14 protein-coding genes and 1 pseudogene are annotated in these 13,826 nt (G+C 34.4%); 11 read left to right on the top strand and 4 right to left on the bottom strand.

The features are described 5' to 3' along the window. Nucleotides 1-347: 347 nt before the first annotated feature. Nucleotides 348-566, top strand: a pseudogene (locus C9E89_RS08125) (FAD-dependent oxidoreductase); the annotation flags it as partial. Nucleotides 567-612: 46 nt separating this feature from the next. Here C9E89_RS08125 and nfsB read toward each other — a convergent pair. Then, nucleotides 613-1,266 carry an oxygen-insensitive NAD(P)H nitroreductase gene (gene nfsB, locus C9E89_RS08120; protein WP_107007737.1) on the bottom strand — a complete coding sequence of 218 codons (654 nt, stop codon included), beginning with the start codon at nt 1,264-1,266 and terminating at the stop codon, nt 613-615. A 220-nt stretch (nt 1,267-1,486) separates the two neighbouring features. On the opposite strand from nfsB, the gene hpaI reads away from it, so the two are divergent. Continuing rightward, nucleotides 1,487-2,284, top strand: coding sequence for a 4-hydroxy-2-oxoheptanedioate aldolase (gene hpaI, locus C9E89_RS08115; RefSeq protein WP_107007736.1), 798 nt, complete (start codon nt 1,487-1,489; stop codon nt 2,282-2,284). A 423-nt stretch (nt 2,285-2,707) separates the two neighbouring features. Continuing rightward, on the top strand, nt 2,708-3,250 hold the full coding sequence (locus C9E89_RS08110) for a hypothetical protein (protein WP_228198997.1): 543 nt from the start codon (nt 2,708-2,710) through the stop codon (nt 3,248-3,250). Nucleotides 3,251-3,314: 64 nt separating this feature from the next. Here C9E89_RS08110 and C9E89_RS08105 read toward each other — a convergent pair whose 3' ends face one another. After that, nucleotides 3,315-3,734 carry a hypothetical protein gene (locus C9E89_RS08105; RefSeq protein ID WP_107007735.1) on the bottom strand — a complete coding sequence of 140 codons (420 nt, stop codon included), beginning with the start codon at nt 3,732-3,734 and terminating at the stop codon, nt 3,315-3,317. Nucleotides 3,735-5,154: 1,420 nt separating this feature from the next. On the opposite strand from C9E89_RS08105, the gene C9E89_RS08100 reads away from it, so the two are divergent. Further along, nucleotides 5,155-6,207: a hypothetical protein gene (locus tag C9E89_RS08100; RefSeq protein WP_228198996.1), complete on the top strand. Its 1,053-nt coding sequence runs from the start codon at nt 5,155-5,157 to the stop codon at nt 6,205-6,207. 78 nt (nt 6,208-6,285) lie between these two features. On the opposite strand, the gene C9E89_RS08095 is transcribed toward C9E89_RS08100, so the two are convergent. Together C9E89_RS08095 and C9E89_RS08090 are read right to left on the bottom strand one after the other, a co-directional pair. Beyond that, nucleotides 6,286-7,158, bottom strand: coding sequence for an NAD(P)-dependent oxidoreductase (locus tag C9E89_RS08095; protein ID WP_107007734.1), 873 nt, complete (start codon nt 7,156-7,158; stop codon nt 6,286-6,288). 9 nt (nt 7,159-7,167) lie between these two features. After that, entirely contained in the window at nt 7,168-8,259 is a 1,092-nt protein-coding gene (locus tag C9E89_RS08090; RefSeq protein ID WP_107007747.1) for an alpha/beta fold hydrolase, read from the bottom strand. Nucleotides 8,260-8,397: 138 nt separating this feature from the next. Between C9E89_RS08090 and C9E89_RS08085 the strand changes: the two genes are divergently transcribed. The 7 genes from C9E89_RS08085 (at nt 8,398) to C9E89_RS08055 (ending at nt 13,817) form a co-directional block, all read left to right on the top strand. Next, a complete protein-coding gene (locus C9E89_RS08085; RefSeq protein WP_107007733.1) occupies nt 8,398-9,585 on the top strand; it encodes an O-succinylhomoserine sulfhydrylase in 1,188 nt (395 codons plus the stop codon). Between the two features lie 40 nt (nt 9,586-9,625). Beyond that, a complete protein-coding gene (locus tag C9E89_RS08080; RefSeq protein ID WP_107007732.1) occupies nt 9,626-9,955 on the top strand; it encodes a YbaB/EbfC family nucleoid-associated protein in 330 nt (109 codons plus the stop codon). Between the two features lie 14 nt (nt 9,956-9,969). Beyond that, a complete protein-coding gene (recR, locus tag C9E89_RS08075; RefSeq protein WP_107007731.1) occupies nt 9,970-10,566 on the top strand; it encodes a recombination mediator RecR in 597 nt (198 codons plus the stop codon). A gap of 367 nt (nt 10,567-10,933) precedes the next feature. Beyond that, on the top strand, nt 10,934-12,076 hold the full coding sequence (locus C9E89_RS08070; protein WP_107007746.1) for a ribonuclease D: 1,143 nt from the start codon (nt 10,934-10,936) through the stop codon (nt 12,074-12,076). 152 nt (nt 12,077-12,228) lie between these two features. Continuing rightward, nucleotides 12,229-12,534 carry a YcgL domain-containing protein gene (locus C9E89_RS08065; protein WP_107007730.1) on the top strand — a complete coding sequence of 102 codons (306 nt, stop codon included), beginning with the start codon at nt 12,229-12,231 and terminating at the stop codon, nt 12,532-12,534. Then, a complete protein-coding gene (locus C9E89_RS08060; RefSeq protein ID WP_107007729.1) occupies nt 12,527-12,943 on the top strand; it encodes a hypothetical protein in 417 nt (138 codons plus the stop codon). The genes C9E89_RS08065 and C9E89_RS08060 overlap by 8 nt, the downstream gene beginning before the upstream one ends. A 22-nt stretch (nt 12,944-12,965) precedes the next feature. Continuing rightward, nucleotides 12,966-13,817, top strand: coding sequence for an AAA family ATPase (locus tag C9E89_RS08055; RefSeq protein WP_107007728.1), 852 nt, complete (start codon nt 12,966-12,968; stop codon nt 13,815-13,817). Nucleotides 13,818-13,826 lie beyond the last annotated feature (9 nt).

Here is a 13,826-nt window from a genome sequence, read left to right as displayed (position 1 = left end):
GTCATAAGAGTCTTGATGCTCTTCAATATATACATCTTGATTGAAATCATCTTCAGGAAACTCTTGATTCTCAATCGGGATCGGCTTCTTACTCATTTTCTTCTCACTGATCAAAAGTACACTGTTAGTTTAGTTTGTGATCAGAAATAGAAAAGAGGGTGAAAATAGGAAAGCGTCAAAAGTTGTCGTGGTGCTATTTCATCTGAAAGTAAGTTTCATGTGGGCGTCATTCTGTTAATTCTTAAATTAAATAATATTGTGTACATAAGTGTGTACATATATTGTTTTAATTAATTTTATTTGTATATAAGATATTGATTTATATTAATAATATTAATTATGCTTTTATTTATTGGGCAAATAAAAATTTTGAAATTTCAACAGAGCATTGCACTCCTTGGGCAGGATTAAGACCAATGATGCCAAATATGATGCCTGTGGTTAAACGAGGAAAGCATGAACGCGTTTTTTATAATACAGGACACGGACATTTAGGTTGGACACTTTCTGCTGCAACTGCGGTGATGATCAGTCAAGAAATTTCAAAAAATTATCCTATTTCATAACAGATGATGGTTACAAAAGGGGGAGCTTTTCCCCCAAAATGTATCTTTAAAGTTGGGTAAAAATCTCTTCTTTATTTAGACGGGATTTAGGGAGTTTAGCATTGAAATCAGATTCACTACGATAACCTAAAGTGAGTAGGGCAGAAGGAATAAGCCCTTTTTCTTCTAGCCCTAGTTCTTGGCTGATAATATCTTCATCAAAACCACCGATTGGTGTTGCATCAATGCCTTCAATGCCCGCAGCCAATAAAGCCTGACCAAGTGCAATAAAAGTTTGATTTTCTGCCCAACGCTGAATATCACCTTTTTCATTACGATAATAATCGACATAACCTGTGCGGCTGTCTTTTTGACCTTGTTTTGCTTTTTCATCTTTAAAACGACCACTGAGATCATCTTGATTTAACAAGTTTTCTAAATGTTGTTCAGTAATGTCGGCTTGAGTACAAAATAAAATAGTGTGTGATGAATCTAAAACTTTGGGTGCATTATAAGCGTATTTACCCACAAGAGCTTTTGCAATACGTTGTTTGGCAGCGTTATTGTCTGCAATAAAATAGTGCCATGGTTGGATATTAATTGAAGAAGGTGCTAAACGTAAAACTTCAAGTAAACGTTCAAATTGTGCTTGAGGGATTTTTTGAGTGGCATCATAAGCTTTTGTGGTATAACGCTTTTTAGAAATACTGAGCAAATCCATAAGATAAGATTCCATTAATCGATAATTTTCGATTTTACTTTAATCTTCATGTAAAAGAAGAGCATTTTAAAATTTAGATATACATTTTATGGGTAAAGATTAATTTTAAAAGAAAATAGAATCAGATTTTTAAGCAATAACATCATATAAAATCAATATTTGTACTTTTATTTAATCAAGGTTTAATAAAACAGTTTTTGCAGTCATCGAGAAATAGTCAATGTTTGATCATACAAATCATTTCAAAAAAAAGTTGCAAACCCAACAGCAAATTGGTTTGTGGGTGGGTCTAGCCGATGCCTATGGTACTGAGATTGCAGCAAATGTTGGTTATGATTGGCTCTTGATTGATGGTGAACATGCACCAAGTGATTTAAGAACAACATTATCACAACTACAAAGTATCGCAGCATATCCTTCTCAAGCAGTTGTACGTCCACCTATTGGAAATGTCCAAATTATTAAACAATTATTAGATATTGGTGCACAAACTTTACTGATTCCAATGGTTGAAACAGTGGAGCAAGCGCAGCTTATGATCAAAGCGGTGAATTATCCACCTGTAGGCATTCGTGGCGTTGGTGCAGCCTTAGCACGAGCAACACGTTGGAACAGTATTCCTGATTATTATGTAACAGCACATGAAAATATCTGTTTATTGATTCAAATAGAGTCTGTGACAGGTCTAGAAAATTTAGACGAAATTTTAAAATTAGATGGAATAGATGGCGTATTTATTGGGGCAGTAGATTTATCTGCAAGTATGGGCTATCAAGGTGATCCTAACCATCCTGAAGTACAAAAAGTGGTTATAGATGCTATCCAACGTATTCGTGCAGCAGATAAAGCAGCAGGAATTTTATCAACACAACATGAAATGACACAGAAATATTTAGATTTAGGTACTGAATTTGTGGCAGTGGGTGTAGATACAAGTGTGTTGATGAATGGCTTAACACAGCTTTTGGCACAATATAAAGAAAATTGTAAAATTTCTATAAAAACAAATGGTTACTAGTCTATGTGAAAAATATCACTTAATATAGTTATTTCTTATAAGAAAAAATGAATTGTTGTAGGTGTATTAAGTGATTAAATTTAAATATTCTGCTGATAAATTGTGCGATTTGTTGGTATAATTGAGAATCAAGTCACAACTTTGAGTTTTTTTGTCGTCGTTTCATTTGGGGCAATAAAAAATAATGGATGAATAATTTAAAAAATAATCAGCTATTAATGCAAAAAAAATCTTATTTTTTGGATATGGGGATATGCAAAAAATTGCAAGATGCATGAGTAAACTTGTTGTAATTTAAATTATTTTTATAAAAGTAGTGAAAAATACCTAATTTCAGGTATAGTGCAACAAAATTTATTCATTACTATAACTTGCTGTTTCCATAGTGAATTTTAGCAAGAGCTTAACAGAGAATGTTTTATTATGTCTAAAAATACGTTAATGGGGTTGGTCATTTTGGCAGTTTTTCCAGTTTTTTTGACGGGAGCTGTACATGCAGCGGATGATCAATTGTCGTCCTTAATCACACGGGTAAATACACAAACTAAAAATAGTGATGTGATTTCTCCTTTGGAAAATAAACTATTAGGACGAGCGAGTTGGAAAATAAAATGTCAGTACAAAGCTTTTGATGATATGAAAGCATGTGTGATGAGCAAAGGTCCAATTTCTATTTTACATATGAACAGCCAATATATTGTAAATATTGGAGATAAACACGAAAAAAACACAATGGCATTTGTTCGTGTAGACCAAGGCGACTCTTTACAAGAGCGTGAAGGGCTATTTAGAAATGGTACGAGCATTGTTGGGCAGTTGAAACGTGGTAATTATGCCTATACACGTTTTCAACAAAACAAAGGTCAAGCTATAGAGAATAAAATTTCTTTAGTTGGTTTTACCGATGCATTTAATGATATGGAAGCACAATTTGCAAAATTAGGTGACGATAAAAATAATTTTTAAAATTTGGAATGTAAAAAATTTAAAAACGCTATCATTTGATAGCGCTTATTTTTGCATTTATTTTTTAGTAGGCATAATTTAAGTCAGTATATTTTGTCAAAGACATTTCGACATGGTCTTGAATAAATTTTTTGATATCTTCCGCAGTCATTGCTTTACCTTGGTTGGTAATGACATGTTCTGAAGGTGCTTGTCCTGAAACAGTTAATTTATAAATAAAATTAACTACAACTTTGTATGCCGTATTTTGCTTGATAATACATGTACTATATAAGTAGGCATGTTCTAAATTTAAATCTGTATGTGAAAAAATAAACTGTTCAAAAAGTTTGAGTGCTTGACCATCTTCTAAAGCTTTTAATTCATCAATCACTTTTTTTTCGTGATGAATTTCATAACGCTCTGAAATTGCTTTACCATCAATTAATAAAGCAACTTTATCATTTTCATGCTCAATTACAGTAATATTGCTAAAGGTCGACATAAGAACTCATGAGATCAGACAAAATAAACCTGAGTATGTTGGAAATAGCCGTAAAATCAAAGTAAGCACCTGTATAAAAAGTCTAAATAAACAACAAATAAACCAAATTTTAATATTAAAGCCAATCCAACTTTATCAATGTATGGATGGATATTATCGTCTCTCTATTTTTACATTACACTTTAACTGGTCTAATCTTACTAAATCTTAAAATAATGTGATTTATTTCACAATAAATGTTGATTATGTTATTTGTTATGTGTATTATACGTTTCAAAGAAGGAGAATGTTGTAACCTTGGGGAAAGTTTTATATACCTGCCACATGATGTGCAGGTATTTTTTTAACTGAGCCATCAACATTTGAATATTCTACTAATTGAAGGGAAAATTGTTCTAAAACTGAAGAGGGCTTTATGAAAAATAAACATAAAATCTATAGTTATAATATTGATCAACTTATCTATACATCCAAGAGTTTATTTTTTTTCATTGTGATGTTTTGTATGCTGACTTCTTTGGTTTATTTGATTGGAAATATTCATACGGGCTTATAACTTTATAAGATAAGCTCATTATTAAAAATGATAATAAAAGTAACATTTTTAGGACTTCATCAACTCAGATGAAGTTTTTTATTATATAAAACTATTATTTATAAATGATTTGGCAAAATATAATGAGATATTAAGTAGTTTTTGTGCATTATATTTGTAGTTTTTATAAATAAATATCAGTATTATCAGGTATTTATATGTAAAGTAATATTTCTATTAGATTGTGTAAGTATAATATTTGTTGTATAAGAAGTAATCAATAACAGAATAGGGAGATAAGATATGCTTGCTAAGTCTATGAGTTTCATATTCTTTTTATTGATGTATGTTGCACTTACAACCTTAGTATATTTAATAGGTCATGCAAGTTTGGGTTCATAGTTGAATTGATGGTTGTAAAACTATTCGATATAAAGTGCAGATGCATAGCTCAAGTATAGTTATTAATATTATTTTTTAAAACAATAACCTGAATCATTGTAAAAAGGTTTGGGGGGAAAAGCCTTTCAGTGATGAAGGGCTTTTTAGCATGACAAATCCTATCATTTTTCTTGGAAGTAAATAAAAAGCTCATCATCTATTTAAAGTAGATATAAGAAAGTTCAGATTGAAATGCTGAGTGAAAATGAAATCTGCAATTCAAAAATTTCTTTGCATTGAAATGATTTTTTATTCTTTTAATTTTTGATTATCATAATATTGTTTACTTTTTGTATAGTTTAAAATTGAAATTAAATATTATTTTTTTGATTTATATGTATTTTTTATGTCACCATTATTTTGAAAATTCACATAACTTATATATTTTTTTGTTGGTTTTTTTATAAAAATAAGACAAGGTCTAATAAAATAAGGCATAGGAACATGTCAAGACAAAAAATAAAGTTATTGGCTTTATCTGGTTTTCTTATTTGTATACAAACAGCACAAGCCAATGGTTTGTCACAACTCAGTGATGAAGAATTATCAAATATTGAAGGTCAGGCGTTATTTAATTTAAATAAAACAGACAATAGTAGCCAAGGTTTAAGTTTCTATCGTTTAGGCATGGAAGCTGAGATTGCTTTAAACGCCAATATTAAAAAACTACAACTTGGATGTGGTGGCTCAAAAGGCGCAGGTTGCGATATTGATATTGATAATGTTGCTTTAACAGGGATTACGACCAGTAATGCACAAGGTGCAGGCGCAACGACGGATTTTATTTTGAATAACCCTTTTGTTGAGTTTGCAATTTCAAACTCAAACCAAGCTTCAACACGAAGTATTGAAGGTTTTCGTTTAGGTGCACTTTCGGCATTGGGTATGATGAGTTTGGGTTCAAATGAAAATACATCAACTTTAACCGATGATACTGGTATTAACTCATTGAGTGGTGATATTGGTGTGCGTGTGACCAATGCAAATATTAATGGCATCAATATTACTTTAATTGGAACAGCAAATGCTCGCGTGAATGACTATTCAGGAACAATTATTGCGGATCGTTCTACAAGTTTTAGTTTAACGGGTTTAAAGGCAACAGCTCGCTTAATGTTGGGTGGTTTTATTCCTGTACCCATAGATTTGCAGTTAACTGCAAATATGAACAATATTCCTTTTAATACAGCACATCGACTACAAGTATCTGATGTTAATGGTAATCCGACAAGTGGTGCGTATTTATCTTTACAGAAAAAAGATATTAATTGGCAAAATATTGCCACAGGGCAATGGAATAATATCGCAGCTAAAAAAGGTTGGTGGCTCTCTGTTCCTGATACTCAGTTTGCGAATTTAACCATGGATGGCTCAGGTGTACGTTTATCTGCTTTAGATGCAATTGGAGGGATTTTAGGTGCAACCGTAGATATTCCTGCAATGGATTTAGGTCAAAGACCTGTAAATAACTGTTATGGCACTCTAAAATTTTGCTAATGATCATGGTATTGGATAAAAACTTTTATCCAATACCGAAACAGAACTAAAAATAAATACCATATGTTGCAGATGAGTTTATTTAAGGGTGATATTGCTCCAAGACTCATACAATTTAACGGCAGTAGAAAAATCGCTATTTGGTTCTGCTAAAGCATTTGCAGCTTGAATCAAACTTTGTGTTAAGCCAATCACAGGCGCTGAAAGTCGTGCATCACGAATGAGATCTACAGCTATTCCTGTGTCTTTGGCTAAAAGAGGTAAAGCGAAAGTAAGAGGAAATTCACGATTTAAAATCCGTTGTGGTAAAGCAGTTTCTGTAACCCCACTTTTTCCACTTGATGCATTGATACAAGCCAAAGCTTCGTTTAAGTCTACGCCATGTGCTTTAAGCGTTGTAAAGCCTTCTGCTGCTGCACATAAATGTACCGCCATCATCATATTATTAATGGCTTTAACTGCAAAACCTGCACCTGAACTTCCGACTAATTTAATCAGCGAACCCATTGCTTGCATTGCAGGTAAAGCCCTTTGAAAAGCCGCAGCATCACCACCTACCATAAATGTTAGAGTCGCGTTTTCTGCCCCAATAGTTTGTCCACTTACAGGAGCATCTAAAAAATAAACGCCTTGCTTTGCTAAATAGTCGGCTTGAGTTTTCGCTGTATCGGGTACACCACTGGTACAATCTATCCAAATGCTGCCTTTTTTGGGGCTAACTTGCGCTAAGATTCCATCTACATCTTGGCTCGTTGGTAAGCAAGAAAAAATAATATCTGCTTGCACCGCTTGTTGTAGATCTACTGCTTGAGTCCCAAACTCACTCGCATGTTGCTTGGCTTTTTCAGAATTTCGATTCCAGACATATACGTCATTAAAATGTTTTGGTAAATGTGCTGCCATACGGTAACCCATAGCGCCTAAACCAATAAATGCAACAGACTGGATCATATTAAATTCCTAAATTTTTGTTGAACGTTCATCTAACCAAAGTGCCAGAGTCGGCCAAAACTCGTCAGCGCTTTTTTGACTTGACATTAAACCTAAATGTCCGCCAGGAATTAGAGTAAACGTGACATCTTGGCTATTTGTCAATTGGCTCAAAGGCTGAACTGCTGCGGCAGTTACCATTTGGTCATTGCGACCTGCACCGATCATCAAAGAGCAATCAATATTTTTTAATTCAATTTTTTTATTTTTAAGTTGAATTACACCATTTTTAAGTGGGTTTTGTAACCAAACATTAAAGAGCATGTCATGATTTACACCCCCAGGATAATCAATCATATGATTTAAAAAATTACCCAAAGTTGCATGCTCATGCAAAAGTTGTTCATTGTCTAAATTAAGTAGAAGTTGTTTATGTCCTTCATACCAACCTTTAGGGTCTAAAATTTTAAAACCAATTGCATTTAAAATGCCAGGTGTATGTAGGATTTTTTTAGGAATAATACCTTGATAAATTGATTGCTGAATTTTATTATTTTTAGATAACAGCATATTGATTTTTTTATACAGTTTTCCAATACCACCAGAAGAATAACTGTCAATTGGACTCGCCATGACCATCAAGTTTTTGACATAGTTTGGTTGATGTAGTGCGGTATAAAGTAAAACAAAAATACCTGCCATACTCCAACCATGCAAAGAAATTTGCTCACTTTGAGCATGTTCACGAATGCGATCAATGCAATAAGGAATAGCTTCATCAATAAAGTTTAAAAAATTCAGGTAATAATGTTTATAGCTGAGTTTGCCCCAATCTAATAAATAAACATCAAAGCCTTGTTCAGTAAAATATTTAATTAAAGAACGATAAGGATATAGGTCATAAATAGACATGTTAATTGCTAAAGGTGCAACAAAAACCAAAGGCTCTTGGTATTTTCGTTCTGTTGCAGCATAAAAACGAATTTTTGCATGCTTATAACGACCAATCACTTCATAAGGCGTACTTTGTGATAAAACCAAAGATTTACCATTGAAGATACGTCTTGAAAGGTTTTTGATTTTGTTCGAACGAACTGGAGAAATACTCTTGAATTGTTCCATAAACCGTTTTTGTCCAAAAATCATAAAAGTTTGATCGAAGTCTAAGCGATAATTTCATATTATACCTTGACCTTAAATACACTAGACGCTCAAAATGTTAGCAATACTTTGCAAAGGCAGTGAATAACTGAATTTAAGATGAGCCAACAAGACGACCTAGAATACCAACTTGATACATTAGCAATTCGTACAGGTCATACACGTAGTTTTGAGGGTGAACATAGTGAGCCAATTTTCTTAACTTCATCTTTTGTTTGTGAAAGTGCTGCCGATGCAGCCGCTAAGTTTTCAGGACAAGTAGAAGGAAATACTTACTCTCGTTATACCAACCCAACTGTACAAACTTTTGAAAAACGTTTGGCTGTTTTAGATGGTGCAGAACGCGCAGTAGCAACAAGCTCAGGTATGGCAGCGGTACATGCAGTATGTATGGCATATCTTAAAGCGGGCGATCATGTGATTTGTTCACGTGCGGTATTTGGCTCAATTATTTCTTTATTTGAAAAATATGTTGTTAAATTTGCTGTAGAAGTCACATTTGTTGATTTAGAAGATTTAGATGCTTGGAAGCAAGCAATCCGTCCAAATACACGTTTACTTTTTATCGAAACACCTTCTAATCCACTTGCACAAGTGGGTGATATGCAAGCCATTGCCGATATTGCACATGAGCATGGTGCTTTATTTGCTGTAGACAATACGTTCTGTACGCCAGTATTACAACAACCGATTAAATTTGGTGCAGACCTTATTGTTTATTCATCAACTAAATATATTGATGGTCAAGGTCGCGCGTTGGGCGGTGCGGTAGTGGGTAAAGATAAACTGGTTGAAGAAATTAACGGTGTAATTCGTACATTGGGTAACTCAATGAGTCCATTTAATGCATGGATTTTCCTAAAAGGTTTAGAAACGCTCAGTCTACGCATGAAAGCACACTGTGAAAGTGCTCAAAAACTTGCAGAATGGCTAGATGCTCATCCAAAAATTGAAAAAGTTTATTATGCTGGTTTACCCAACCATGCTGGGCATGAATTGGCGAAAAAACAACAATCAGGTTTTGGTGGTGTTGTATCTTTTGTTGTTAAAGGTGAGCGTCAAGGTGCATGGACTGTCATTGATCAGACACGTTTCCTTTCAATCACCAGTAATTTAGGTGATGTAAAATCAACGATTACGCATCCTGCAACAACCTCACATGGTAGAATGTCAGCGGAAGCCAAAGCAGTCGCAGGGATTGAGGAAGGTTTAATCCGTGTATCTGTTGGATTAGAAAATATTGATGATATTATTCGCGATCTATCTCGTGGTTTAGATTTAATTTAATTCGCTCTTTTCAGTAGATTTAATTTTTTTGGAGACATTTATGAATGTTCAAATGTTAATGCAGCAAGCACAACGCATGCAAAAAGAAATGGAAAATAATGTAAAAAAAGCAAAGGAAGAGCTTGCTCAAACAGAAGTTCATGCTGAAGCAGGTGGTGGTTTAGTTAAAGTCACAATGACTTGCCGTAATGTGGTTAAACGCATTGAAATTAGCCCAGATTTATTGCAAGACGATCCTGACATGATTGAAGATTTAATTGCTGCGGCAATCAATGATGCTGCACGTCAAGCTGAAACTGTGTCTGAAGCAAAAATGAAAGAAGCAAACTCTGGGATGGGCTTGCCACCAGGTCTTGCGGGCATGTTCTAAGGGTTGCCGCATCAGTGTTTAGCAATCGTTTTGATCAGCTTGTACAAGCCTTAAGAGTACTGCCAAGTGTAGGACCAAAGTCAGCTCAACGCATGGCTTTACACTTGATCATGAAAAATAAAGAAGGTGCGATCGGTTTGGCAAATGCCTTAAATGAGGCGACTTCTTATATTCATGAATGTACTATTTGTCATTCTTTGACTGAAAATGATGTCTGTGACATTTGTTCTTCACATGACCGAGATGAACATCTACTTTGTGTTGTTGAGTCTCCAGCAGACGTGATGGCGATTGAGCAAAGTGGTAGTTTTCGAGGGAAATATCATGTGCTTGGAGGGCATTTGTCACCTTTAGATGGCATAGGTCCTGAAGAAATAGGGATTCCATATTTAGTGCAAAGATTATCTCAAGGAGAGATTCATGAGGTTATTTTAGCAACCAATGCCACCGTTGAAGGGCAAGCCACAGCACATTATTTGGTAGAAGCAACCAAACATTTAAACTTGCAAATGACGCGTATTGCACAAGGTGTACCTCAAGGAGGTGAGCTTGAATATGTAGATAGTCATACCTTGAGTCAAGCTGTTCATAATCGAATGAAAATGAAATAAGCACATTATGTGCTTATTTTTTTATTTAATTTTATGAAAATGAAATGATTCGTGTTTTTCCTAAAACTTTATTTTTTGAAATATAAATATTTACAATTGTCCTTCATAAATGTTACTCAATGCTCGTGATTTTGTGCCACGATGCAAAAAGATCATGAGAGTGATTGTTTTCAGGTGATATTCATATATAAATGGATTTGTATAGGGATTAAGTGTTAAAAACTATTTTTAAAATAGATTTGTTGTATTGATATTGCTGAAAAATATAGCTTTTGTTGTAAATTATCTTAAATTTATTATATTTATATTTTATATATTAGGGTAAAATCAACAAATCATTTAAATGCAACATTTGACGCTAACAGGCATGTTTCAATTTATTAATCAACAAAATGAACTCGACCACGTTATTCAGTTAATGCGTCAAAGTTCTGTTTATGGTCTTGATACAGAATTTATAAAGGTCGACACCTTATGGCCAAAACTTGGAGTTTTTCAAATTAATGTTGAAAATCAAGTATTTTTGCTTGATGGTACAACACTTGATTTATCTGCATTTTGGTCATCAATTTATCAAGCGGAACAAAATATATTTCATGCATGTAGTGAGGATATTGATTTAATTTATCATTATTCTCAAAAAAACTGCTTGGAAAATGTTTTTGATACTCAAGTCGCTATGTCTTTTTTAGGACATGGGTTGCAAGTGAGTTATCAATTAGCACTCAAAACTATATTAGATATCGAGATAGACAAGGATCAAACGCGTTCTGATTGGTTAGCGCGACCATTAACGTGTAAACAAATGGATTATGCTGCAAATGATGTTTTGTATATTGTGCAGCTTGCAAATCATCTGAAAGCGCAGTTGCAAGCTAAAGGTTTGTATGAATGTGTGATTGAAGATTGTAATCACTTGACATATGAAATTGCGCAGGAAACGCCAAAAGATAAATTATATTCTGATCTTGGAAATTATCGACATTCACGTAAACAGTTGATGCAATTGCAACAATTGAGTTTGTGGCGTGAAGAGTTGGCTAAAGCATTAAATCAACCTCGAAGTTTTATTTTAAAAAATTCAACCATGAATGATTTGGTCGAAAAAAATCCAAAAAATAACTTTCAGTTGGCTCAGGCAAAAGACATTCGTCCAAATATTGTACGTGAACACGGTAAAACGATTTTAGATTTATTAAAATTTTTACCTGCAATGGAAGATTGGCCTTTGCGTATTGCTAAACCTATTAAGCATTCTTCTCAAGGTGTTACGCAAGCAGTGGATGATTTAATTCAAAACGTTGCAAATGAAATGCAAACACCTAAAGAAGTATTAATGCGAAAAAAATGGTTGAATGCATTATATCAACATGTTGTTTTTCATCGTAATGAGCAGGATCTACCACGTTATTTGCTTGGGTGGCGCTATGATGTCCTAACTCAGCCTTTGATTCGTTTATTGTCCAAGGATAAGCCTTATTTGTCTGCACAAATGGAAGTTTACCCATAGATTAAATTGAAACTTTGCGCTATATAAATAAATTGGTTAAAGAATTTACAAACAGCACAAAATAACGACTGATGCGTTAACAAACACTAATGTATCTGTTGTTTTTTTCATGTATGCTGTCCCTTGAGTTTTTAGTAACACTGTTGAATAAAATGCATTGTGATATTTATAAGTCAAGCAAAAAAGATGAAATGTATCTTTATGTAGCGCGTCCAAATCATCCAAATGAAGATGAAAATGCTGATCCATTGGCTGCTTTATCTGAGCCTTTACGTGCTGCGTTTGGTCGAGCAACACATGTGATGCACCTTGAATTAACTGAATCTCGTAAATTAGCACGTGTAAATGTGTTACATGTTATTGATTCATTGCAAACAAAAGGCTTTTTCTTACAAATGCCGCCTGAAGGTTTAATTAATCCAAATGCGGTAGAGCCAGAGGGTTTACGCGGTGCTTGATCAATTATCAGGAATATGGGCAAATATTGCAGAAGTACTCGATTCTATCCCTGAAGACAGTATAGCGGTTACTGTCTATGTTCTTGGGGCATTGATTATATTGTGGTGTTGGTCTTCGATTGCAAAACGATTGCCTTCACCATTAGGCGGGATTACATGGATTATTGTATTTGCTGTGATAGCAACGCCAACAATTTCAGAAGGACCTAATTCTGCAATTGCACCTGCAATTTTTGGATTAATGTTTGGTATTTTAACTAAAGATAATCCACTCATTTGGTCAAATGCAGCACTTATTACTTTTGTGATTGGTGTGGGCTTAATGCTAGGCTATTTCTGGTCTAAGTATAAAGCCAATAAAAATACACTGCAAAAAAACACAGTCACTAAAAAAGTTTCACCACTTTAAATATTAAAAATAAAGGTTATCTATGTCTGTTGATGCTCAACAATTTACAGGTACGTCTCAATATATCGCGACGGATAGTTTAAAACTTGCTGTCAAAGCAGCTCGTGCATTACAAAAACCACTTTTAGTCAAAGGTGAGCCGGGAACGGGTAAAACCTTACTTGCAGAGCAAGTGGCTGAAAGTTTGGGACTTAAGTTGATTACTTGGCACATCAAGTCAACTACCAAAGCTCAGCAAGGCTTATACGAATATGATGCGGTATCTCGCCTGCGGGACAGTCAGTTGGGTGATGATCGTGTCTATGACATCAAAAACTACATCAAGCCAGGTAAGTTGTGGGAAGCCTTCACCAGCGAAGAACGCTGTGTTTTATTGATTGATGAAATTGATAAAGCGGACATTGAGTTTCCAAATGACTTGTTGCATGAACTCGACAAAATGTCGTTCTTTGTGTATGAAACAGGTGAAACCATCACTGCAACACAACGTCCAATTGTCATCATCACTTCAAATAATGAAAAAGAACTGCCAGATGCATTTTTACGTCGCTGCTTCTTCCATTATATTGAATTTCCTGATGAAGCCACCATGCGTGAAATTATTGCGGTGCATTTCCCAAGTATTTCAGGAACTTTGGTTTCTGAAGCCTTACAGGTTTTCTTTAAGCTGCGTCAGGTTCCGGGGCTGAAAAAACCACCTTCAACTTCTGAGTTGATTGATTGGCTCAGCCTGCTCATGGCGGATGACATGCCAGAAGATGTATTGCGTAATCATGACAAATCTAAAGCAATTCCACCTTTATATGGCGCACTGATCAAAAATGAGCAAGATGTACAGTTGCTTGAGCGTCTTGCATTTATGTCACGTCGTTAATGAGGAGAG

The sequence above is a fragment of the Acinetobacter sichuanensis genome (genome assembly GCF_003024515.2).
GTDB classification, from domain to species: domain Bacteria; phylum Pseudomonadota; class Gammaproteobacteria; order Pseudomonadales; family Moraxellaceae; genus Acinetobacter; species Acinetobacter sichuanensis.
This window is presented reverse-complemented; position numbering and strand designations above follow the sequence as displayed.